This is a genomic window from Pseudomonas anguilliseptica (assembly GCF_900105355.1).
Lineage (GTDB): Bacteria > Pseudomonadota > Gammaproteobacteria > Pseudomonadales > Pseudomonadaceae > Aquipseudomonas > Aquipseudomonas anguilliseptica.
Map to the genome: position 1 here is coordinate 1,852,108 of NZ_FNSC01000001.1, position 21,858 is coordinate 1,873,965.

Sequence of the window (21,858 nt, forward strand, 5' to 3'; positions counted from 1 at the left end):
CCCGGAGTGCATCCGGGCTACAGGAGCTTTTATGCCCCAAGAATTCGACTACATCATCATCGGCGCCGGCTCGGCCGGTAACGTGCTGGCCACCCGCCTGACCGAAGACGCCGACGTCAGCGTGCTGTTGCTAGAAGCCGGCGGCCCGGATTACCGCCTGGACTTCCGCACCCAGATGCCCGCCGCCCTGGCCTTCCCGCTGCAAGGCCGGCGCTACAACTGGGCCTACCTGACCGACCCCGAACCGCATATGAACAACCGCCGTATGGAATGCGGACGTGGCAAGGGCCTCGGCGGTTCATCCTTGATCAACGGCATGTGCTATATCCGCGGCAACGCCATGGATTACGACGGCTGGGCTGCGGAAAAGGGCCTGGAAGACTGGAGCTACCTGGATTGCCTGCCGTATTTCCGCAAGGCGGAAACTCGCGATATCGGCGCCAATGCCTACCACGGCGGTGATGGACCGGTGTCGGTAACCACCCCGAAAAACGGCAATAACCCGCTGTTCCACGCCATGATCGAAGCCGGCGTGCAGGCCGGTTACCCGCGTACCGACGACCTAAACGGCTACCAGCAAGAAGGCTTCGGCCCGATGGACCGTACTGTTACGCCCAAGGGCCGTCGCGCCAGCACCGCACGCGGTTACCTTGATCAGGCCCGCGAACGACCGAACCTGACCATCGTCACCCACGCCCTCACCGACCGCATTCTGTTCAGCGGCAAACGCGCCAGCGGCGTGGCCTATCTGCAGGGCGACAACGACACACCGATCACCGTCAATGCGCGCCGCGAAGTGCTGCTGTGCAGCGGCGCGATTGCCTCGCCACAGGTGCTGCAACGCTCCGGCGTCGGCCCGGCGGCGCTGCTGCGCGAGCTGGACATCCCGCTGGTGCATGACCTGCCCGGCGTCGGCCAGAACCTGCAGGACCATCTGGAGGTGTACCTGCAATACGCCTGCAAGCAGCCGGTGTCGCTGTACCCGGCGCTGCAATGGTGGAACCAGCCGATGATCGGCGCCAATTGGCTATTCCTCGGCAAGGGCATCGGCGCCAGCAACCAGTTCGAGGCCGGCGGTTTTATCCGCTCCAGCGCGGACTTTACCTGGCCGAATATCCAATACCACTTCCTGCCGGTGGCGATTAACTACAACGGCAGCAATGCGGTGAAGGAGCACGGTTTCCAGGCGCACATGGGTTCCATGCGCTCGCCGAGCCGTGGGCGCATTCAGATCAAATCCAAGGACCCGCGCCAGCACCCGAGCATCCTGTTCAACTACATGGCGCACGAGCAGGATTGGCGCGAGTTCCGCGACGGCATCCGCATCACCCGCGAAATCATGGCGCAGGCGGCGCTGGACCCGTATCGCGGCCGTGAGATCAGCCCAGGGGCAGAACTGCAGAGCGACGCCGAACTGGACGCCTTTATCCGCGAACACGCAGAAACCGCCTACCATCCGTCGTGTTCTTGCAAGATGGGTGAAGACGCTATGGCGGTGGTCGATGGCCGGGGCCGGGTACATGGCATCGAGGGTCTGCGCGTGGTGGACGCGTCGATCATGCCGCTGATCGTTACCGGCAATCTGAATGCGCCAACCATCATGATGGCCGAGAAGATTGCCGACAAAATCCGTGGCCGCGCCCCGCTGCCGCGCAGTACTGCGCCGTATTTCGTCGCCGGTAATGCAGCCGTGCGCGGCACGGCGCAGCGCTCCGCTTAACGCCGCAGCGGTTTCGCCTCTGCGGCGTTTTCTTATGCAGGCTTGGTGGCGTGATCGGCCGCCCAGAACGCTGGCCTTTAGCCCGGAGAAACCACGCGCTGCTTGAAGCTGCGGGCGAAGGGCGTCGATAATGCGCAGTTTTCAACTAGCGCCGTTGTGCGCCGCCGCCCCCACGGCCGACCGAGCAGACCATGAAAGACAGCATTCGCCACCTGATCCAGCAAGCCCTGACCCGCCTCACTGCCGACGGCGTGCTGCCGGAAGGCCTGAGCCCGGCCATTCAAGTGGAGAACACCAAGGACAAGACCCACGGCGATTTCGCCAGCAACATCGCCATGATGCTGGCCAAGCCGGCCGGCATGAAGCCGCGTGACCTGGCCGAAAAGCTGATTGCCGCACTGCCGACCGACGCCAGCATCAGCAAGGTCGAGATTGCCGGGCCGGGCTTCCTCAATTTCTATCAGAACACCCAAGCCTTAGCCGCGCGCCTCGACGCCCTGCTGGCCGACGCCACGCTCGGCGTGCGCAAAAATGGCCCGGCGCAGCGCGTGGTGGTCGACCTGTCGGCGCCCAACCTGGCCAAAGAGATGCACGTCGGCCACCTGCGCTCAACCATCATCGGTGACGGCGTAGCGCGGGTGCTGGAGTTCCTCGGTGACGAAGTAATCCGGCAGAACCACGTCGGCGACTGGGGCACCCAGTTCGGCATGCTGCTGGCTTATATGCAGGAAAACCCAGAGGCTGCCGAAAGCGAGCTGGCCGATCTGGAAGGCTTCTACCGCGCGGCGAAGAAGCGCTTCGACGACTCTGCCGAGTTCGCCGAGCGTGCCCGCGAGCTGGTGGTGCAGTTGCAAGCCGGCGATGCCGAATGCCTGCGCCTGTGGCACTGCTTCAACGACATTTCCCTGAGCCACTGCCAGGCGTTGTATGACCGCCTCGGCGTGAAGCTGAGCATGGCCGACGTCAAGGGTGAAAGCGCCTACAACGACGACCTGGCCAACGTGGTTGCTGACCTCAAGGCCAAGGGCCTGCTCAGCGAAAGCGACGGCGCGCAGTGCGTGTTTATGGACGAGTTCAAGAACGCCGAAGGCAACCCACTGCCGCTGATCGTGCAGAAAGCCGGCGGCGGTTACCTGTACGCCACCACCGACCTCGCCGCCACCCGCTACCGTGCAGGCGTACTGAAAGCTGACCGCGCGCTGTACTTCGTCGATCAGCGCCAGGCCCTGCACTTCCAGATGGTCTTCACCGCCGCGCGCCTGGCCGGTTTCGTCCCTGCCAGCATGCAGCTGGAACATATGGGTTTCGGCACAATGAACGGCGCCGATGGCCGCCCGTTCAAGACCCGCGACGGCGGCACCGTGAAGCTGGTCGACCTGCTCGATGAAGCCGAAGAGCGCGCCTACGCCCTGGTCAAAGGCAAAAACCCTGAACTGGACGAAGCCGAACTGCGCCAGATCGCTCGCGCGGTGGGCATCGGTGCAGTGAAATACGCCGACCTGTCCAAGCACCGCACCAGCGACTACCGCTTCAACTTCGAGCTGATGCTGAGCTTCGAGGGCAACACCGCGCCCTACCTGCTGTACGCCTACACCCGCGTGGCTAGCGTGTTCCGCAAACTGGGCAAGGGTTTTGCCGAGGTTGAGGGCCAGCTCAACCTGCAGGCCGCCCACGAAATCGAACTGGGCGGCAAGCTCGCGCAGTTCGCGGAAGTGCTCGCCAGCGTTGCCGACAAGGGCGAGCCGCACCTGCTCTGCGCTTACCTGTACGACCTGGCCGGGCTGTTCTCCAGCTTCTACGAGAACTGCCCGATCCTCTCCACCGAGGACGAGGCTGTACGCAACAGCCGCCTGCGCCTGGCCGCACTGACCGCGCGCACACTCAAGCAAGGCCTGGAACTGCTCGGTCTGGAAACCCTGGAGCGCATGTAAGTGGCGGCGAAAAAGAAACCCTCCGCCAAACGCGGCGCCAGCCGTTACCAGGCGCCAGCGAAAAAACCGGTACCGGGCTGGTTCTGGCTGGTCTGTGGCCTGGTGATCGGCGGCTTTATGGTGTTTCTGTTCAGCCTCGAACCGGGCCGCGACGAGATCAAGCGCAGCAAGGTCGAACAGGCCCGCGCCACGCAGGCCAGCAAAGCTGCTGCCGCCAAGCCGGCGACCCAGCCGGCCAAGCCCAAGTACGACTTCTACACCTTGCTGCCGGAATCGGAAGTGATCCTGCCGCCGCAAAGCATCGAGCCCGTCGCTCCGCCTGCGCAGAAACCGGTCAGCCCGGAAGAAGCGGCAAAGATCGACGCCGCCCGCGCCGAAGCTGCGCTCAACGGCCAGGTGCCGCCACCACCAGTGGTCGCCAAAGGCCCGGTCAGCTCACAGCTCTTCCTTCAGGCTGGCTCGTTCCGCCGCAAGGACGACGCCGACAGCCTGCGTGCACAGATCATCCTGCTCGGGCAGAACGTCAAGGTAGAGTCCGGCACGGTGCGCGAAGAAACCTGGCACCGCGTACTGGTCGGCCCCTTCGCCACCCGTGAGCAGCTCGGCCAGGCACAGAAATCCCTGGCGGCCAGCGGCTTTAGCAATCTGTTGTTACAGCAGCGACAGGCGCAATAAACCGCGCGACTTCAGGCCCTGCGGCCCGTTCTGACGACTATTTGTCGGACGGGATACACCCCAGGGCTTGAAGCAGGCCACCGCTGCCCCCACTTCATTCGGCATTGGGCACTTTCGCCCCGCTGCGTGGAGACTCTCCCCTTGACCACCATCGTTTCAGTACGCCGCAACGGCAAAGTCGTCATGGGCGGCGACGGCCAGGTGTCCCTCGGCAATACCGTGATGAAAGGCAACGCGAAAAAAGTTCGCCGCCTGTACCACGGCCAGGTGCTGGCTGGCTTCGCCGGTGCCACCGCCGACGCCTTTACCCTGTTCGAACGCTTCGAAGGCCAGTTGGAGAAACACCAGGGCCATCTGGTGCGCGCGGCCGTCGAGTTGGCCAAAGACTGGCGCACCGACCGCTCCCTGAGCCGCCTGGAAGCCATGCTGGCCGTCGCCAACAAGGACGCCTCACTGATCATCACCGGCAACGGCGACGTGGTTGAACCCGAACACGGCCTGATCGCCATGGGCTCCGGTGGCGGCTTCGCCCAGGCCGCGGCCATGGCCCTGCTGCAGAAAACTGACCTGAGCGCCCGTGAAATCACCGAAACCGCGCTGAACATTGCCGGCTCCATCTGTGTCTTCACTAACCAAACCCTGACAATTGAGGAGGATTGCGCTGAATAAGCGCGTCTTCCTCTGGAGTATCGCCGCATGTCCATGACGCCCCGCGAGATCGTTCACGAGCTCAACCGCCATATCATCGGTCAGGACGACGCCAAGCGCGCCGTGGCCATTGCCCTGCGCAACCGCTGGCGGCGCATGCAGCTGCCGCTTGAGCTGCGCGCCGAGGTGACGCCGAAGAACATTCTGATGATCGGCCCGACCGGCGTCGGCAAAACCGAAATCGCCCGCCGCCTGGCCAAGCTGGCCAATGCGCCATTTATCAAGGTGGAAGCGACCAAGTTCACCGAGGTCGGCTATGTCGGCCGCGATGTCGAGTCGATCATCCGAGACCTCGCCGATGCAGCGATCAAGATGCTGCGCGAGCAGGAGATGATCAAGGTCCGCCACCGCGCCGAAGATGCCGCCGAGGAGCGCATTCTCGACGCCCTGCTGCCGCCGGCCCGCACCGGGTTCAACGAAGAAGCCGCACCGGCCAGTGATTCCAACACCCGCCAGCTGTTCCGCAAGCGCCTGCGCGAAGGCCAGCTGGACGACAAGGACATCGAGATCGAAGTGGCCGACAGCCCGGCCGGCATCGAAATCATGACCCCGCCAGGCATGGAAGAGATGACCAACCAGCTGCAGAGCCTGTTTTCCAACATGGGCAAGGGCAAGAAGAAAAGCCGCAAGCTCAAGGTCAAGGAAGCCCTGAAGATGGTGCGCGACGAAGAAGCCGCGCGCCTGGTCAACGAGGAAGAACTCAAGGCCCAGGCCCTGGAAGCCGTGGAACAGAACGGCATCGTGTTTATCGACGAGATCGACAAGGTCGCCAAGCGCGGCAATACCGGCGGCACCGACGCGTCCCGCGAAGGCGTGCAGCGCGACCTGCTGCCGCTGATCGAAGGCTGCACGGTGAACACCAAGCTGGGCATGGTGAAAACCGACCACATCCTTTTTATCGCCTCCGGCGCGTTCCACCTGAGCAAGCCGAGCGACCTGGTGCCCGAACTGCAAGGTCGTCTGCCGATTCGCGTTGAGCTGAAAGCCCTGACCCCGCAGGACTTCGAGCGCATCCTCAGCGAGCCGCACGCCTCGCTCACCGAGCAATACGCCGCACTGCTGAACACCGAAGGCCTGGGCATCGAGTTTGTTGCCGAGGGCATCAAGCGCATTGCCGAGATTGCCTACCAGGTCAACGAGAAGACCGAGAACATCGGTGCGCGCCGCCTGCACACCCTGCTCGAGCGCCTGCTCGAGGAAGTGTCCTTCAGCGCCGGCTACCTGGCCGGCCAGCAGAATGGCACGCCGATCGTGATCGACGCGGCCTACGTCAACAGCCATCTCGGCGAGCTGGCGCAGGACGAAGACCTCTCGCGCTATATTCTGTAACGCGTCCCTCCCTGGCCCGGATGCTCTCCGGGCCAGGGATCCATTCAGGAAGCGAGCATGCGCATCCCAACCGCAATAAAACTACACAAAGCCTCGAAAACCCTGGAGCTGCACTACGGGGCCGACGAGCACTACACCCTGCCCGCCGAGTTTCTGCGCGTGCATTCGCCATCGGCGGAAGTGCAGGGCCATGGCAAACCCATTCTGCAAACCGGCAAGCTCGGCGTCGGCCTGAGCAAGATCGAGCCTGCGGGTAATTACGCACTCAAACTGACCTTTGATGACGGCCACGACAGCGGTCTGTTCACCTGGGATTATCTGGAACAGCTATCCCTGCGCCAGACTGAGCTGTGGAACGATTACCTCGCCACCCTCGCCGCCGCAGGCAAGTCCCGCGATCCCAGCGAGAGCGTGGTCAAACTGATGCTCTGAAGTGCCCAGGCGATATACCGTCAGGAATTGACTCAGACACGTCAGCTATTTCCTCACGCACATACCACCAAGCGGCAATCTGCCGCAGCGCAGCAGCCCGTCTAGCCCGTTGATCCTGGCTGGTTAGAGCGCATTTTCTAATCCTTCCCTGCATACTCATCGCGCATTCGGCCTGGATCGCGGCCGGCTTGCACAAATTCTCAAACTCGGGTAACCAAGTAGTTGGAAGTTTCTCGCGCCAGGCAGCCCCTGCGACGAGGAAGATTGCGGAGCGATCCGCCCTTGGCAATCCGGGCAATACCTGGTTCAGGGAACCTGTTCAAAGTCTCGCGAGCTAGAGTCATGCAAGGCAAAAACAGGCGAGAAAGCGCAGTGTACTTTTGTACATGAGCATTCCGAGCCGGTTTTTAACGCAGCAGGATCGACGCGCAGCAGACTTGGAGCAGGTCCCAGCCCTGTGTCGCCGTGCACAGCAGTACGCCGGTATTTCGTCTCAGGACAATGGAGCGTTGTAGATGACAGATAAGAATAATGATGACCTGAAACACCAGGCCTCGGAGAACACGTTGGGCCTTAACCCGGTGATCGGCATCCGCGGTAAAGACCTACTTAGCTCCGCCCGAGTCGTACTCAAGCAAGCCCTCAAGCAACCCCTGCACAGCGCCAAACACCTTGCCCACTTCAGCATGGAGCTGAAGAACGTGATGCTCGGCCAATCCGACCTCACCCCCGCCGAGGGCGACCGGCGCTTTGCCGATCCGGCCTGGAGCCAGAATCCGCTGTACCGCCGCTACCTGCAGACCTACCTGGCCTGGCGCAAGGAACTGCATGACTGGGTCGAGCACAGCAACCTGTCCGAACAGGATGCCAGCCGTGGCCACTTCGTCATCAACCTGATGACCGAAGCCATGGCCCCCAGCAACAGCATGGCCAACCCGGCCGCGGTTAAACGCTTCTTCGAAACCGGCGGCAAGAGCCTGCTCGACGGCCTGTCACACCTGGCCCAGGACATCGTCAACAACGGCGGCATGCCCAGCCAGGTCAACATGAACGCCTTCGAAGTCGGCAAAAGCCTGGCCACAACCGATGGCGCAGTGATTTTCCGCAATGACCTGCTCGAACTGATCCAGTACAAACCGATCACCGAACAGGTACACGAGCGCCCACTGCTGGTGGTGCCGCCACAGATCAACAAGTTCTACGTATTCGACCTGTCACCGGAAAAAAGTGTGGCGCGCTTCCTGCTGCGCAACGGCATTCAGACCTTCGTGGTGAGCTGGCGCAACCCGACCAAGGCACACCGCGAGTGGGGCCTGTCGACCTATATCGAGGCGCTGAAAGAAGCCATCGACGTGGTCACTGCCGTCACCGGCAGCAAGGACATCAACATGCTCGGCGCCTGCTCCGGCGGCCTGACCACCACCTCGCTGCTGGGCCATTACGCCGCGCTGGGTGAGAAGAAGGTGCATGCCCTGACCCTGCTGGTCAGCGTGCTGGATAACCGCCTGGAAACCGATGTGGCGCTGTTCGCCGACGAGAAAAGCCTGGAGCTGGCCAAGCGCCGTTCCTATCAGGCCGGTGTGCTGGAAGGCAGCGACATGGCCAAGGTGTTCGCCTGGATGCGCCCCAACGACCTGATCTGGAACTACTGGGTCAACAACTACCTGCTCGGCAACGAGCCACCGGTATTCGACATCCTTTACTGGAACAACGACACCACGCGCCTGCCGGCTGCCCTGCATGGTGAGTTTATCGAGATGTTCCAGTCCAACCCGCTGATCCGCGCGGGCGCACTGGAAGTCTGCGGCACGCCAATTGACCTCAAGCAGGTCACCAGCGACCTCTACTGCGTGGCCGGCACCACCGACCACATTACGCCGTGGGAGTCGTGCTACAAGTCGGCCAACCTGTTCGGTGGCAATGTCGAGTTCGTCCTGTCCAACAGCGGGCATATTCAGAGCATTCTCAACCCGCCGGGCAACCCTAAAGCACGCTACATGACCAACACCCAGATGCACGCGGACCCGAAAACCTGGCAAGCCAGCTCAACCAAGCACGCCGACTCCTGGTGGCTGCATTGGCAGGTCTGGCTGGGCGAGCGCTCCGGCGCGCAGAAAAAGGCACCGAGCCAACTGGGCAACAAGAAACATCCGGCCGGCGAAGCAGCCCCCGGCACCTACGTTCACGAACGTTGATCACCTGCGCACTGCGCAATACTGCCTGCGGCACTGGAGGTGTCGCTCGCCCACCCGCTCATTGATGCGGGTGAGGCGAACCAGGCTTTGCCCTGGTGTTTCTGGAAAAGACCCGGAGGGTCTGATCCAGCGCTTTAATTGATAGGGCTTTTGCGCATGTCGCTACCTTTCGTATTCCGTACCATTGAACTGGACGGCCAGACCATCCGTACCGCGGTTCGCCCCGGCAACGGCAAGATGACCCCGCTGCTGATCTTTAACGGCATCGGGGCCAACCTGGAGCTGGTCATGCCCTTCGTGCGCGCTCTGGATCCAGGTCTGGAGGTCATCGCCTTCGACGTGCCTGGCGTTGGTGGTTCCTCCACGCCCAGCACGCCATATCGCTTTCCTGGCCTGGCCAAGCTCGCCGCACGCATGCTCGATTATCTCGACTACGGTCAGGTCAATGCGATTGGCGTGTCCTGGGGCGGCGCCCTGGCGCAGCAATTCGCCCACGACTACCCCGAGCGCTGCAAGAAACTGATCCTCGCCGCCACCTCGGCCGGCGCGGTGATGGTACCCGGTAAACCCAAGGTGCTCTGGTGTATGGCCAGCCCGCGGCGTTATGTGCAGCCGTCCTACGGCGTGCAGATTGCCCCGGAAATCTACGGTGGTGCCTTCCGCCGCGACCCGAAACTGGCGCTGGCACATGCCAGTAAAGTGCGTTCGGGCGGCAAGATGGGCTACTACTGGCAGCTGTTTGCCGGCCTCGGCTGGACCAGCATCCATTGGCTGCACAAGATCCGCCAACCGACGCTGGTGATGGCTGGGGACGACGATCCGCTGATCCCTCTGGTGAATATGCGCCTGCTGGCCTGGCGTATCCCCAACTCCGAGCTGCACGTGATCGACGATGGTCACCTGTTCCTGGTGACCCGTGCCGAAGCGGTGGCACCGATCATCATGAAATTCCTCGAGGAAGAACGTCAGCGCGCGATTATGCACCCACAGCCCGCGCCAGCCCGCACGCTCAGCTAACCGCACCTTGGTTGGGCAAAGGCCTCAACTGCACGCTCTGAGACTGTGCCGCAAGCACAGTGCTTGACCCACTTTCGGGCACGTTGTATTACCTGGGACTTGACGCGCGGCAGTCTGGAACGCCCATGCGCGCGCCTTGGTATAAGCCTTGCTGCTTATCAAGTCTCATGGTTTGACGACGGAGTGTTGCCCAATGCGAGACCAACCAGCCAAACGCGCCTTGCCGGCGCACAAAAGCGTGATGAACGTGCAAAATGCAGTGGTCGGTCTGCGCGGCCGTGATCTGCTATCCACCCTGCGCGGCCTGGCCTTGCAGGGGATCAAGCAACCTATTCACAGCGCCCGGCATGTTGCTGCGCTAGGCGGCCAACTGGGTCGCGTGTTGATGGGCGACAAGCCGTTCAAAGTCAACTCGCAAGACCCGCGCTTCGCCGATCCCACCTGGCGAGACAATCCGATCTACAGCCGCAGCCTGCAAGCCTACCTGGCTTGCCAGAAGCAGCTGAACAGCTGGATCGATGAGAGCAATCTGGACGCCGATAACCGCGCCCGCGCGCGCTTTGTCGCCACCCTGCTGGGCGACGCACTGGCGCCCAGCAACACCCTGCTCAACCCGCAGGTGATCAAGGAACTGTTCAACAGCGGCGGCAGCAGTCTGCTCAAAGGTGTGACGCATCTATTCGATGATCTGGTGAACAACGACGGCATGCCCAGCCAGGTCAGCAAACACGCCTTCGAAGTCGGCCGCAACCTGGCCACCACCCCAGGCGCGGTGGTGTTTCGCAGCGAGTTGCTGGAACTGATCCAGTACAAGCCGATGAGCGAAAAGCAGTACACCAAACCGCTGCTGATCGTGCCGCCGCAAATCAACAAGTTTTATATCTTCGACCTCTCCAACGAGAAGAGCTTCGCCCAGTACGCACTAGAAGGCGGCCTGCAGACCTTCGTCATCAGCTGGCGCAACCCTGACCCGCGGCACCGCGAGTGGGGCCTGTCGAGCTACGTGGAAGCGCTGGAAGTCGCCATCGATGCCTGCCGTGAAATCACCGGCAGCAAGGACGTCAACCTCCTCGGCGCCTGCGCCGGCGGCCTGACCATCGCCGCGCTGCAAGGGCATCTGCAAGCCAAACGTCAGCTGCGCAAAGTGGCCAGCGCCACCTATATGGTCAGCCTGCTGGACAGCCAGATCGACAGCCCGGCCATGCTGTTTGCTGACGAGCTGACCCTCGAGGCCGCCAAGCGCCGCTCCTACCAGCAAGGCGTGCTGGATGGACGCGACATGGCGCGAGTGTTCGCCTGGATGCGCCCCAACGATCTGATCTGGAACTACTGGGTCAACAACTACCTGCTCGGCAAGCAGCCACCGGCCTTTGACATTCTCTACTGGAACAACGACAACACCCGTCTGCCGGCCGCCCTGCATGGCGACCTGATCGACTTCTTCAAGCACAACCCGCTGACTCACCCGCGCGGCCTGGAAGTCTGCGGCACACCGGTCGATCTGCAGAAGGTCACGGTCGACAGCTTCAGCGTCGCCGGAATCAACGACCACATCACCCCCTGGGATGCGGTGTACCGCTCGACCCTGCTGCTGGGCGGTGACCGGCGCTTTATTCTGTCCAACAGCGGGCACATCCAGAGCATTCTCAACCCACCGGGTAATCCGAAATCCAATTACCTGGAGAACCCCAAACTCACTGGCGACCCGCGCGCCTGGTACCACGACGCCGAACATGTGCAGGGCAGCTGGTGGCCAGTGTGGCTGAACTGGATGCAGGAGCGTTCTGGCGAGCAAAAGGACACCCTAATGGCCCTGGGCAACCAGAACTACCCGGTCATGGAAGCCGCGCCCGGCACCTATGTGCATGTGCGCTAAAACACCCAGCCACGCATGATCAGACTGGCCGCAAGCCATTGCGGCCAGGTATCGTCAGCCGTCCCGCGGCCAGAATAAGAAGACCGGATGAAAACCCGCGACAGAATCCTTGAATGCGCCCTGCTGCTGTTCAACCAGAAGGGCGAACCGAATGTCTCCACCCTGGAAATCGCCAACGAACTGGGCATCAGTCCGGGCAATCTGTACTACCACTTTCACGGCAAGGAACCGCTGATCCTCGGTTTGTTCGAGCGCTTTCAGGCGGAACTCGCGCCACTGCTCTCACCGCCCGAAGACGTGCAGCTGGATGTGGAGGATTACTGGCTGTTTCTGCACCTGATTGTCGAACGCCTGGCGCACTACCGCTTCCTGTTCCAGGACCTGTCCAACCTGACCAGCCGCCTGCCAAAACTGGAACGTGGCATGCGTCACTGGCTCAACAACCTCAAACGCGCACTGGCCGAACTGCTTGCACAACTGCAACTCGATGGCCAGTTGCAAAGCGATACCCAGTCACTGGGCCAACTGGTCGAGCAGATCACCCTGACCCTGCTCTTCTCCCTGGATTACCAACGCATCATCGGCCGCGAAGGCGAGAGTCGCCTGGTGGTCTATCAGGTGATGATGCTGGTGGCTCCGCACCTGGCTGAAGAATCGCGCTACGCTGCCGAACACCTGGCGCAGCGCTATCTGGAAGATTAACCCACACGCCTAAACGCAAACACCCGGCACTAGGCCGGGCGTTTGCGTTGACTGCTACGCGTCTTACGACTGGGCGGCAGGTGTCACGGGTGCAGCAGGTGCAGCGGCCGGCGCAGGCGCAGCAGCTACCGGAGCAGCAGCGGGTTTGGCAACTGCAGGCTTGGCAGCAGCTGGCTTGGCTGCAGGTTTCGCCACTGGTTTGGCTGCAGGCTTAGCGGCTGCTTTAGCAGCAGGTTTCGCCGCTGGTTTGGCTGCAGCCTTGACGGCCGGTTTAGCCGCTGGCTTGGCTGCTGCTTTAGCGGCCGGCTTAGCTGCTGGCTTAGCAGCAGGTTTGGCCGCTACTTTCTTCACCGCAGGCTTTACCGACTTGACCGAAACACCGGTCAGTTGCTCGATCTGCTTGGTCAGGCTTTCAACTTTGGCGTTGAGCGCTTTCACTTCATTGCGGCTCGGTACACCAAGACGCGAAATGGCATTGTTCAGACGCTTGTCGAAGGCTTCTTCCAGCTCGCCCCACTTGCCAATAGCCTTGTCTTTGACTTCATCAACTTTCGATTTGGCAGTGTCCACTTTCGAACCCACAGTGGACTTCACTGCGCCAACTTGCTTGTCGACTTCGGTCTTGGCTTGCTTCTCAGCTTTCTCGCCATCCTTGACCAGCGTGTCGAACAGCTTGTTGCCGTCCTTGCTGACCTTGGAGTAGGCACCCAAACCAGCCAACCAGATCTGACGCGAGTATTTTTCTACTTCGCCGATCCAGGAAGTGGTTTGCTTTTCGGTTTTCTTTTTGACAGCCATCCTGCTCTCCTTACTTGGTACGCGCGACGTGCTCGAGCAACGCGCTCAGCTCATCCAGCTTAGCAGAGAGTGCTTCAACATCCTGCTTGGACGGGATACCAATGCGGTTCAGGGCGCTGGCAACACGGTTGTCGAAGGCTTTCTCGATCTTGTCGAGCTGCACTTCAAACTTGCCTTTCACGCTGCTGACGTTGCTGGTGACAGTGCTCTTAACGCTGTCGATCTGGCTGCTGGCTGCTTCAACTTGTTCGTTGACCAGTTTTTTGCCTTGCTTTTCAACACCTTCGCCGCTCTTCACGAGTTCTTTGAAGTACTCGGAACCTTCCTGACCGGCTTTGGCGTATGCGCCCAGACCAGCCAGCCAGATTTTGCGGGCATAAACTTTTGCGTCGCTCAGCACGCTGCTGGGGTCTTCAACGACGGCTTTCTTTTTAACGGCAACTTTCGACATGGTGCACCTCACTCTAAGTGTTTCGAGGAAACGCCCACGGAATGCAGGCTTAGGAGCACGGTATCGATGAAAATTAGAAACCGCATACTAAGCGTAAGAAAAAACTGCCTGGAGCAGTTTTTAACGTCGCGCAGCGACGGCCCGAAGAATGACTGACAAAGATAGCCGCCCATAAAATTTCCAAGGGCCGTCAGGCAACACCTTATGCCTGCAGATTTTTGTCCAGCACCTCTTCGATTTCGCGTTTGATGCTGCCGCTCATCGCCGACAACAACAGTCCAAGGCTGAGCTGTACGCGCACACTGTGGTCATGCACCTCAATACGCCCATCTGCGCCGCTGCGCTTGAACTCCAGCGTGTCGCCATTCCAGCGGTAGCGTACGTCGTATTCGCGAGCAAGGCGCTCGGCCAGTTGCTCGGCTTTTTCTCGGGCGACTTCGCGCCCCAGGGTGTGAGGACGTTCTACGGTGATCTTGGCCATGGCATTTCTCCTCGCCAGTTAACTGCGACCTTAGGTCGCGAGACTATAGCAAGCTGCGCGGGTGCAAAGCCTTCGGGCTTTTACTTGCGCGCGTGGCTTGAAGCCTAGGGCTGCTTTTAGGTTTAGAATGGCCGCCACTTTAGATGCAGCCTCTGTGTTTTAGGAAAGGCCACGATGAACGATCCTCGCAAGAGCAGCGACAGCGAACCCACCACGCACTTTGGTTTCCAGAGCGTGCCGGAAAGCCAGAAGGCGGAAAAAGTCGCCGAGGTCTTTCACTCGGTCGCGGCCAAGTACGACCTGATGAACGACGTGTTGTCTGGCGGCATGCACCGTTTGTGGAAGCGCTTCACCATCGAACTGTCTGGCGTACGCAGCGGCAACCGGGTGCTGGATATCGCGGGAGGTACGGGCGATCTGACCCGCAAGTTTTCCAGCCTGGTCGGCCCGACTGGCGAAGTGGTGCTGGCCGACATCAACGAATCGATGCTGCGCGTCGGCCGTGATCGTCTGCTCGACAAGGGCGTGGCAGGCAACGTCAGCTTCGTCCAGGCCGACGCGGAGAAGCTGCCGTTCCCGGATAACCACTTCGACGTGGTGACCATCGCCTTTGGCCTGCGCAACGTGACGCATAAAGAAGATGCCATCCGCTCGATGCTGCGCGTACTCAAGCCCGGCGGCCGCCTGCTGATCCTGGAGTTCTCCAAGCCATCCAGCCCGCTGCTGTCAAAGTTCTACGATGCCTACTCGTTCAAGTTCATGCCGCTGGCCGGCAAGCTGATCACCAACGACGCCGAAAGCTACCGCTACCTGGCCGAGTCGATCCGCATGCACCCAGATCAGGACACTCTCAAGGCGATGATGGTTGAAGCCGGCTTCGAGCGTGTGACCTTCCATAACATGACCGGCGGCATCGTCGCCCTGCACCGCGGCATCAAGCCCTGATGTTACTCACCGGGCTGCTGGCCGGCGTCGAGCTCGGCCTCAATCGCGTATTGGCCATGGACAGCACGGCGCTGCCACGCCTGTCGCGCTTGAGTGGCAAAGTGATTACCGTGGAATGCGCCGCGCCAAACCTGCAGCTATTTATTCTGCCCAGTGCCAGCGGCCTGCAACTGGCTGCGCAATGGGCCGGCGAAGCCGATTGTCACTTGCGCGCCCCCGCCGCCAGCCTGTTGCGCCTGGCCCTGAGCCGCGACAAGACCAGCATCCTGCACAGCCCTGACGTCAGTCTGGATGGCGACAGCGCCGCCCTGCTGGAGCTGGCCGGAATCCTTCAGGACCTTGAGCTGGACTGGGAGTACGAGCTGTCGCACTGGCTCGGCCCGGTCGGCAGCCAGCTGCTCGGCGGCCATCTGCGCAGCCGGGTGAACTGGAGCAGCCAGGCTCTCGACAGCCTGCGCCTGAACCTGGCCGATTACCTCAGTGAAGAATCCCGCAGCCTGGTAGGCCAGCGCGAAGCCGATGCGCGCTTCGCCGAACTGGACCACCTCAAGCTGTCCCTTGATCGACTCGACGCGCGCATCGAGCGCCTCGCCCAACGCCATAAGCCCATCGCATGAAGCTGCTTGCCGTTCGTCGCCTGTTGCGTATCCAGCGCGTAGTCATTCGCTACCAGCTGGACGACCTGTTGTTCGCCCTGCCGCTGCCTTTCTGGGCGAGAGTCCTGCGCTATGTACTGCCCTGGCGCTGGCTGCCGCGCCGCGACCTGCTACTGTCGCGCGGCGCACGTCTGCGCCTGGCTCTGGAAGAGCTGGGGCCGATCTTTATCAAGTTCGGCCAGCTGCTTTCCACCCGCCGCGACCTGCTGCCCAGCGATATCGCCGATGAGCTGGCCAAGCTGCAGGATCAGGTACCGCCCTTCGATCCGGCCAAGGCGCTGGCGCTGATCGAATCGCAGCTGGGTGCCAAGGTCGGTGAAGTCTTTGCCCGCTTTGACACGCAACCGCTGGCCTCGGCCTCCGTCGCCCAGGTACATGCCGCGCAACTGAAAAGCGGCGAAGAAGTGGTGGTCAAAGTCATCCGCCCAGGCCTCAAACCAGTCATCGAACAGGACATCGCCTGGCTATTTCTGCTGGCCAAACTGGCGGAGAAATCTTCCGCCGATGCCCGCCGCCTGCGCCCGGTGGAAGTGGTCAGCGATTACGAAAAAACCATTTACGACGAACTCGATCTGCTGCGCGAAGCTGCAAATGCCAGCCAGCTGCGGCGCAACTTCGAAGGCTCGCCGCTGCTCTATGTGCCGCAGGTGTATTGGGATTATTGCCGGCCGAAAGTGCTAGTGATGGAGCGCATCTACGGCATCCAGGTTACCGACCTGGAAACCCTGGCCGATCAGCGCACCGACATGAAACTGCTGGCCGAGCGCGGCGTGGAAATCTTCTTCACCCAGGTGTTTCGCGACAGCTTCTTCCACGCCGACATGCACCCCGGCAATATCTTCGTCAGCACGCGCACGCCGTGGAACCCGCAGTACATTGCCATCGACTGCGGCATCATCGGCAGCCTCACCGCCGAAGATCAGGACTACCTGGCGCGCAACCTGATCGCCTTCTTCAAGCGCGATTACCGCCGCGTGGCGCAGCTGCACATCGATTCCGGCTGGGTGCCAGCAGAAACCAAAATCAATGACTTCGAAGCGGCGATCCGCACCGTGTGCGAGCCGATCTTCGAAAAGCCACTGAAGGACATCTCCTTCGGCCAGGTGCTGTTGCGTCTGTTCCAGACCGCGCGGCGCTTCAATATGGAAGTGCAACCGCAGCTGGTACTGCTGCAGAAAACCCTGCTGAATATCGAAGGCCTGGGCCGCCAGTTGTACCCGGATCTGGATCTGTGGAGCACCGCACAGCCGTTCCTCGAGCGCTGGATGCGTGAGCGCATCAGCCCGCTGCAGCTGCTGCGCAACCTGCAGCTGCAGGCCGAGCAGGTGCCGCACCTGTCGCAAATTGCCCGCGAAACCCTCGAACGCCTCAACCAGCAGCCGGCCAGCCGCCAGGAACAGCCCGTCACGCGTCGCCAATGGCCTGCACGCTTGCTTGGCGCAGCACTGATCGGCGGAGCCGCTACTCAGGGCCTGGTGCTGAGCCTGATCGCCTGGCCCAGCTGGCTGATGCTGGCGGGCGGCCTCTATCTAGTGCTGCGCCGATAGCCACACCGGGTATGCACTGGCACACTAGCTTTCTGAATTAGACAGCCCGAGATGGGCGGAACTTGCAATGACTGACTGGCTCGACGAAATCAACTGGAACAGCGACGGCCTGGTACCAGCCATCGCCCAGGACCACAAGACCGGCCGCGTGCTGATGATGGCCTGGATGAACCGTGAGGCGCTGGCCCTGACGGCTACCGAGCAGCGAGCCATCTACTGGTCACGCTCGCGCGGCAAACTGTGGCGTAAAGGCGAGGAATCCGGGCATGTGCAGAAATTGCACGAGCTGCGCCTGGACTGCGACGCTGATGTGATCATCCTGATGGTCGAACAGCTGGGCGGCATCGCCTGCCACACCGGCCGCGAGAGCTGCTTCTACCGGGTGTTCGAGAACCGCACCTGGACAATCGTCGATGCGGTGCTGAAAGACCCGCACGCCATTTATGCTGCAGGACACAACCATGAGTGACACGGCCATGACTGATACCTTGAGCCGCCTGGCAGAAGTGCTGGAGTCGCGTAAAGGCGCGACTGCCGACAGTTCCTATGTCGCCAGCCTGTACCACAAGGGCCTGAACAAGATTCTGGAAAAGGTCGGTGAGGAGTCGGTGGAAACCATCCTCGCGGCCAAAGATGCAGCCGTAAGCGGCGACTGCAGCGATGTGATTTATGAAACCGCCGACCTGTGGTTCCACAGCCTGGTCATGCTCGCCGCACTCGGCCAGCACCCGCAGGCGGTACTGGACGAACTGGACCGGCGCTTTGGCCTCTCCGGGCATGCGGAAAAAGCCGCACGCTCGCAAGACTGATTAAACCTTCACTTACGGAGTACGCGTTATGGGATTCGGTGGCATAAGCATCTGGCAACTCCTGATCGTCCTGCTGATCGTGGTCATGCTGTTCGGCACCAAGCGCCTTAAAGGCCTGGGTTCCGATCTGGGTGATGCGATCAAGGGTTTCCGCAAGTCGATGGACAACAGCGATGCCGAAAAGCCCGCCCCCGCCGTGGACGAGCCGAAAGGTCAGACCATCGACGCCCAGGCGCGCAAGGTCGAAGAACCGGCGAAAAAAGACTAAGCCATGTTCGATATCGGCTTTACCGAGCTGCTGCTGGTCGGCATCGTCGCCCTGGTGGTACTGGGGCCTGATCGCCTGCCCGGCGCGGTGCGCACAGCCGGTTTGTGGATCGGCCGGATCAAGCGCAGCTTCAGCGCGATCAAGGCTGAAGTCGAGCGTGAGATCGGCGCGGACGAAATCCGTCGCCAGCTGCATAACGAACATATCCTTGAGCTGGAACGGGAAATGAACGCGATGAAGCAGAGCCTCAGCGCGCCGCTTAGCAGCATCACCGAAACGAGCCCTGCCGCTGCACCCGCCGCAGAGCCAGTAGCCGCTACCGATAGCACCCGCCAGGATAAAAGCCCGCAGCCATGAGCCAACGACCGGACAGCGATCAGGAAATGCCCCTGGTCTCCCACCTGACCGAACTGCGCACGCGTCTGCTGCGCATTGTGGCGGCGGTGTTCGCGCTGTTTGCCGGATTGTTCTACTTCTCCCAGGACATCTACGCGCTGGTCGCCGCGCCGCTACGCGCCTATCTGCCGGAAGGTGCGACGATGATCGCCACCGGCGTGGCCTCGCCGTTTCTCACGCCGTTCAAGTTGACCCTGATGGTCGCGCTGTTTCTCGCCATCCCGATCATCCTGCATCAGATCTGGGGCTTTATCGCGCCTGGGCTGTACAAGCATGAGAAGCGCATCGCCATACCGCTGCTGATCTCCAGCATCCTGCTGTTTTACGCCGGCATGGCCTTCGCCTACTTCGTGGTGTTCCCGATCATGTTCGGCTTCTTCGCCAGCGTGACCCCGGAAGGCGTGGCGATGATGACCGACATCGGCCAGTACCTGGATTTCGTCCTGACCCTGTTCTTCGCCTTCGGCGTGGCGTTCGAAATCCCCATCGCGACCTTTTTGCTGATCTGGGTCGGCGTGGTCGATGTCGCCACCCTGCGCAAGAGCCGGCCCTATGTCGTTGTGGGCTGCTTTGTCGTCGGCATGGTACTGACCCCGCCAGATGTGTTCTCGCAAACCCTGTTGGCCGTGCCCATGTGGCTGCTGTTCGAAGCCGGCCTGCTGTGCGGCGGCCTGGTCAAGCGCCGCGCCGAGGAGGAGGAGGAGGCTGCGACTGAAGCTGACAGCTCCTCCAACGACCAGCCGCCTGCCGCGCAACCGTGAACCTGCTGATTCTGGAAGACGGCGACTTTATCGCCGCTGACCGCGTGCTGCTCAGCGGCCGCCGCCTCAAGCACCTGCACGAAGTGCACCGCGCCGAAACGGGCGACAGCCTGCGCGTCGGCCGCCTGAATGGCCTGATGGGCAGCGGCCAGCTGCTACGCCTGGATGCACAAGAAGCCGAGCTGTCCGTGCAGCTCGACCAACCACCGCCAGAGAAACTGCCCCTGACCCTGCTGCTCGCCCTACCTCGGCCGAAAATGTTGCGCCGCGTGCTGCAAACTGTCAGCAGCATGGGCGTGTCACGGCTGGTGCTGCTGAACAGCTATCGGGTGGAAAAAAGCTTCTGGCAGACGCCTTTCCTCGAACCCGCAGCCATTCGCGAACAGCTGATTCTCGGCCTGGAACAGGCCCGCGATACCGTGCTGCCGGACGTCACCATCGAGAAACGCTTCAAGCCCTTTGTCGAAGACCAGCTGCCGGGTATTGCCGCCGGCACTCTGGGCCTGGTCGGCCATCCTGGCGACTACCCGGCCTGCCCACGGGCCGTCGAACAGCCAGTGACGCTGGCCATCGGCCCGGAAGGCGGCTGGATTCCCTACGAAGTGGAAAAGCTCAACGAAGCCGGCCTGCAACCGGTGCAACTCGGCGCGCGGATTCTGCGGGTGGAAACCGCGGTGACTGCCTTGCTGGCGCGACTGTTCTAAGCAGACATCCCTGCCCTAGGTAGTGTCACCGTATCCATCCACTAGCTAAAGCGTCATCCACCCTACACAACCTGCTTTTCGTGCCAATGCGCCGGTAGCAGCTGGCCCTTGAACGCAGGCGCTTCCTCCAGCTGTACATCCCTCGGCTGCAGCGGCCCACCACAATCCGAACACACCAGCACGCCATGCATAGGCCTGCCGCACGTACGATGGATATGCCGAATCGGCGCTCCCTCGGCGCCGCTCATATGGCGGTCGCCCCAGTTCACCAAGGCCATAATGGCCGGGTACAGATCACGGCCCTTGGCGCTCAGGCAATATTCCTCACGCAGCGGCCGCTGCTGATAAGCCACCTTGTCCAGCACACCCGCTTCAGCCAGTTTTTTCAGGCGATCGGCCAGCACATGGCGGGTAATGCCCAGGCGTTTCTCGAACTCGTCAAAGCGACGAATACCGAGAAAACTCTCGCGCAGCACCAGCAGGGTCCAGCGATCACCCACCACCGACAGGGTGCGGGCCAGCGAGCAGGGTTGCTGCTCCAGTTCTTCCCAACGCATAAGCCGATCTCCAACAGCAGTGGCTCACCATAGCTTGACAGGTTCCAAAATGGAACCGACTATCGAGACAAGTTCCAAAACAGAACTGATGGAGAGCAACGATGACAGAACGCAAGGCAATCTTGGTAGTCGGTGCCGGTGACGCCACTGGCGGCGCCATCGCCAAACGCTTCGCTCGCTAAGGCTATGTGGCCTGCGTGGCACGGCGCAATGCTGAAAAACTCGAGCCGCTGGTCGCGGAGATTGAATCGGCAGGTGGCAGCGCACGAGCCTTTGGCTGCGATGCTCGAGTCGAGGAACAAGTAATCGACATGTTCAGTACCATCGAGCGCGAGGTCGGGCCACTGCATGCTGTGGTATTCAATATCGGCGCCAATGTGCAGTTCTCCATCACCGAAACCACCGAGCGGGTCTATCGCAAGGTCTGGGAAATGGCCGCGCTGGCCGGTTTTCTCACCGGTCGTGAAGCGGCCAAAGTGATGCTGCCGCGTGGCCAGGGCACGATCATCTTTACCGGCGCCACAGCTTCCTTGCGCGGCCGGGCCAATTTCTCTGCCTTCGCCAGCGCCAAGTTTGCTCTGCGTGCGTTAGCCCAAAGCATGGCCCGCGAACTTGGCCCCAAGGGCATTCATGTCGCTCACCCGATAATCGACGGGGCCATCGACACCGCGTTTATCCGCGACACCTTTCCGCAGCTGTACCAGCTCAAGGATCAGGACGGCATCCTCAACCCCGACCACATTGCCGAGACCTACTGGCAGATCCACTGCCAGCCTCGCGATTGCTGGGTGCATGAGCTTGACCTACGCCCATGGAGCGAAACCTTCTAAGAACCTTTTGAAAGGCTGCTGCGCGTCGGCCCTGCTGCGTTAAAAACAGGCTCGGATGCTCATGTACAAC

At 61.5% G+C, this 21,858-nt stretch carries 22 protein-coding genes and 2 pseudogenes; 20 read left to right on the forward strand and 4 right to left on the reverse strand.

The genetic code is table 11. From position 1 onward, the window contains the following. The first annotated feature begins 31 nt into the window (after nt 1–31). From betA to BLW24_RS08970, 10 genes are all read left to right on the forward strand, one after another. Nucleotides 32–1,720 carry a choline dehydrogenase gene (betA, locus tag BLW24_RS08925; RefSeq protein WP_090379361.1) on the forward strand — a complete coding sequence of 563 codons (1,689 nt, stop codon included), beginning with the start codon at nt 32–34 and terminating at the stop codon, nt 1,718–1,720. A 191-nt stretch (nt 1,721–1,911) separates the two neighbouring features. Further along, a complete protein-coding gene (gene argS, locus BLW24_RS08930; protein ID WP_090379364.1) occupies nt 1,912–3,651 on the forward strand; it encodes an arginine--tRNA ligase in 1,740 nt (579 codons plus the stop codon). Beyond that, a complete protein-coding gene (locus BLW24_RS08935; protein WP_090379367.1) occupies nt 3,652–4,326 on the forward strand; it encodes an SPOR domain-containing protein in 675 nt (224 codons plus the stop codon). Between the two features lie 141 nt (nt 4,327–4,467). Next, nucleotides 4,468–4,995 carry an ATP-dependent protease subunit HslV gene (gene hslV, locus BLW24_RS08940; protein WP_090379370.1) on the forward strand — a complete coding sequence of 176 codons (528 nt, stop codon included), beginning with the start codon at nt 4,468–4,470 and terminating at the stop codon, nt 4,993–4,995. 27 nt (nt 4,996–5,022) lie between these two features. Then, nucleotides 5,023–6,363 carry an HslU--HslV peptidase ATPase subunit gene (gene hslU, locus BLW24_RS08945; protein WP_090379373.1) on the forward strand — a complete coding sequence of 447 codons (1,341 nt, stop codon included), beginning with the start codon at nt 5,023–5,025 and terminating at the stop codon, nt 6,361–6,363. Between the two features lie 57 nt (nt 6,364–6,420). Beyond that, nucleotides 6,421–6,795, forward strand: a complete 375-nt coding sequence (locus tag BLW24_RS08950; RefSeq protein WP_090379376.1) for a gamma-butyrobetaine hydroxylase family protein — start codon at nt 6,421–6,423, stop codon at nt 6,793–6,795. 515 nt (nt 6,796–7,310) lie between these two features. After that, the gene (phaC, locus tag BLW24_RS08955) at nt 7,311–8,990 is read left to right on the forward strand and encodes a class II poly(R)-hydroxyalkanoic acid synthase (protein WP_090379379.1); all 1,680 of its coding nucleotides are present in this window, start codon (nt 7,311–7,313) and stop codon (nt 8,988–8,990) included. Nucleotides 8,991–9,146: 156 nt separating this feature from the next. Continuing rightward, the gene (phaZ, locus tag BLW24_RS08960) at nt 9,147–10,007 is read left to right on the forward strand and encodes a poly(3-hydroxyalkanoate) depolymerase (protein ID WP_090379382.1); all 861 of its coding nucleotides are present in this window, start codon (nt 9,147–9,149) and stop codon (nt 10,005–10,007) included. A 193-nt stretch (nt 10,008–10,200) separates the two neighbouring features. After that, nucleotides 10,201–11,883: a class II poly(R)-hydroxyalkanoic acid synthase gene (phaC, locus tag BLW24_RS08965; protein WP_090379386.1), complete on the forward strand. Its 1,683-nt coding sequence runs from the start codon at nt 10,201–10,203 to the stop codon at nt 11,881–11,883. Between the two features lie 87 nt (nt 11,884–11,970). Further along, nucleotides 11,971–12,585 (forward strand): TetR/AcrR family transcriptional regulator, encoded by a 615-nt coding sequence (locus BLW24_RS08970; protein ID WP_090379388.1) that lies wholly within the window; start codon nt 11,971–11,973, stop codon nt 12,583–12,585. Between the two features lie 69 nt (nt 12,586–12,654). Here the strand turns inward: BLW24_RS08970 and BLW24_RS08975 are convergent. The 3 genes and pseudogenes from BLW24_RS08975 to BLW24_RS08985 all read right to left on the reverse strand — a co-directional run. Next, nucleotides 12,655–13,383: pseudogene (locus tag BLW24_RS08975) on the reverse strand (phasin family protein); the annotation flags it as partial. A gap of 10 nt (nt 13,384–13,393) precedes the next feature. Next, nucleotides 13,394–13,834 carry a phasin family protein gene (locus BLW24_RS08980; protein ID WP_090379394.1) on the reverse strand — a complete coding sequence of 147 codons (441 nt, stop codon included), beginning with the start codon at nt 13,832–13,834 and terminating at the stop codon, nt 13,394–13,396. Nucleotides 13,835–14,036: 202 nt separating this feature from the next. Continuing rightward, nucleotides 14,037–14,315, reverse strand: a complete 279-nt coding sequence (locus tag BLW24_RS08985) for a polyhydroxyalkanoic acid system family protein (protein ID WP_090254902.1) — start codon at nt 14,313–14,315, stop codon at nt 14,037–14,039. A gap of 174 nt (nt 14,316–14,489) precedes the next feature. On the opposite strand from BLW24_RS08985, the gene ubiE reads away from it, so the two are divergent. From ubiE to BLW24_RS09030, 9 genes are all read left to right on the forward strand, one after another. Continuing rightward, nucleotides 14,490–15,260: a bifunctional demethylmenaquinone methyltransferase/2-methoxy-6-polyprenyl-1,4-benzoquinol methylase UbiE gene (ubiE, locus tag BLW24_RS08990; RefSeq protein WP_090254901.1), complete on the forward strand. Its 771-nt coding sequence runs from the start codon at nt 14,490–14,492 to the stop codon at nt 15,258–15,260. Continuing rightward, the gene (locus BLW24_RS08995) at nt 15,260–15,877 is read left to right on the forward strand and encodes a ubiquinone biosynthesis accessory factor UbiJ (RefSeq protein WP_090379397.1); all 618 of its coding nucleotides are present in this window, start codon (nt 15,260–15,262) and stop codon (nt 15,875–15,877) included. Before ubiE ends, BLW24_RS08995 begins: the two co-directional genes overlap by 1 nt. Then, a complete protein-coding gene (ubiB, locus tag BLW24_RS09000; protein ID WP_090379399.1) occupies nt 15,874–17,463 on the forward strand; it encodes a ubiquinone biosynthesis regulatory protein kinase UbiB in 1,590 nt (529 codons plus the stop codon). The genes BLW24_RS08995 and ubiB overlap by 4 nt, the downstream gene beginning before the upstream one ends. Before the next feature lie 67 nt (nt 17,464–17,530). Beyond that, nucleotides 17,531–17,932, forward strand: coding sequence for a phosphoribosyl-AMP cyclohydrolase (hisI, locus tag BLW24_RS09005; RefSeq protein ID WP_090379402.1), 402 nt, complete (start codon nt 17,531–17,533; stop codon nt 17,930–17,932). Between the two features lie 7 nt (nt 17,933–17,939). Further along, nucleotides 17,940–18,272, forward strand: a complete 333-nt coding sequence (locus BLW24_RS09010; RefSeq protein ID WP_090387673.1) for a phosphoribosyl-ATP diphosphatase — start codon at nt 17,940–17,942, stop codon at nt 18,270–18,272. Between the two features lie 28 nt (nt 18,273–18,300). Beyond that, nucleotides 18,301–18,540: a twin-arginine translocase TatA/TatE family subunit gene (gene tatA, locus BLW24_RS09015; RefSeq protein WP_090379405.1), complete on the forward strand. Its 240-nt coding sequence runs from the start codon at nt 18,301–18,303 to the stop codon at nt 18,538–18,540. Between the two features lie 3 nt (nt 18,541–18,543). After that, nucleotides 18,544–18,897 (forward strand): Sec-independent protein translocase protein TatB, encoded by a 354-nt coding sequence (tatB, locus tag BLW24_RS09020; RefSeq protein ID WP_090379408.1) that lies wholly within the window; start codon nt 18,544–18,546, stop codon nt 18,895–18,897. Next, entirely contained in the window at nt 18,894–19,697 is an 804-nt protein-coding gene (tatC, locus tag BLW24_RS09025; protein ID WP_090379411.1) for a twin-arginine translocase subunit TatC, read from the forward strand. Before tatB ends, tatC begins: the two co-directional genes overlap by 4 nt. After that, the gene (locus BLW24_RS09030) at nt 19,694–20,401 is read left to right on the forward strand and encodes a 16S rRNA (uracil(1498)-N(3))-methyltransferase (RefSeq protein ID WP_090379414.1); all 708 of its coding nucleotides are present in this window, start codon (nt 19,694–19,696) and stop codon (nt 20,399–20,401) included. The genes tatC and BLW24_RS09030 overlap by 4 nt, the downstream gene beginning before the upstream one ends. Before the next feature lie 62 nt (nt 20,402–20,463). Here the strand turns inward: BLW24_RS09030 and BLW24_RS09035 are convergent, their stop codons facing one another. Further along, nucleotides 20,464–20,958 carry a winged helix-turn-helix transcriptional regulator gene (locus BLW24_RS09035; protein WP_090379417.1) on the reverse strand — a complete coding sequence of 165 codons (495 nt, stop codon included), beginning with the start codon at nt 20,956–20,958 and terminating at the stop codon, nt 20,464–20,466. Nucleotides 20,959–21,059: 101 nt separating this feature from the next. Here BLW24_RS09035 and BLW24_RS09040 point away from each other — a divergent pair. Next, a pseudogene (locus BLW24_RS09040) lies at nt 21,060–21,788 on the forward strand (SDR family oxidoreductase). The last annotated feature ends 70 nt before the right edge of the window (nt 21,789–21,858 follow it).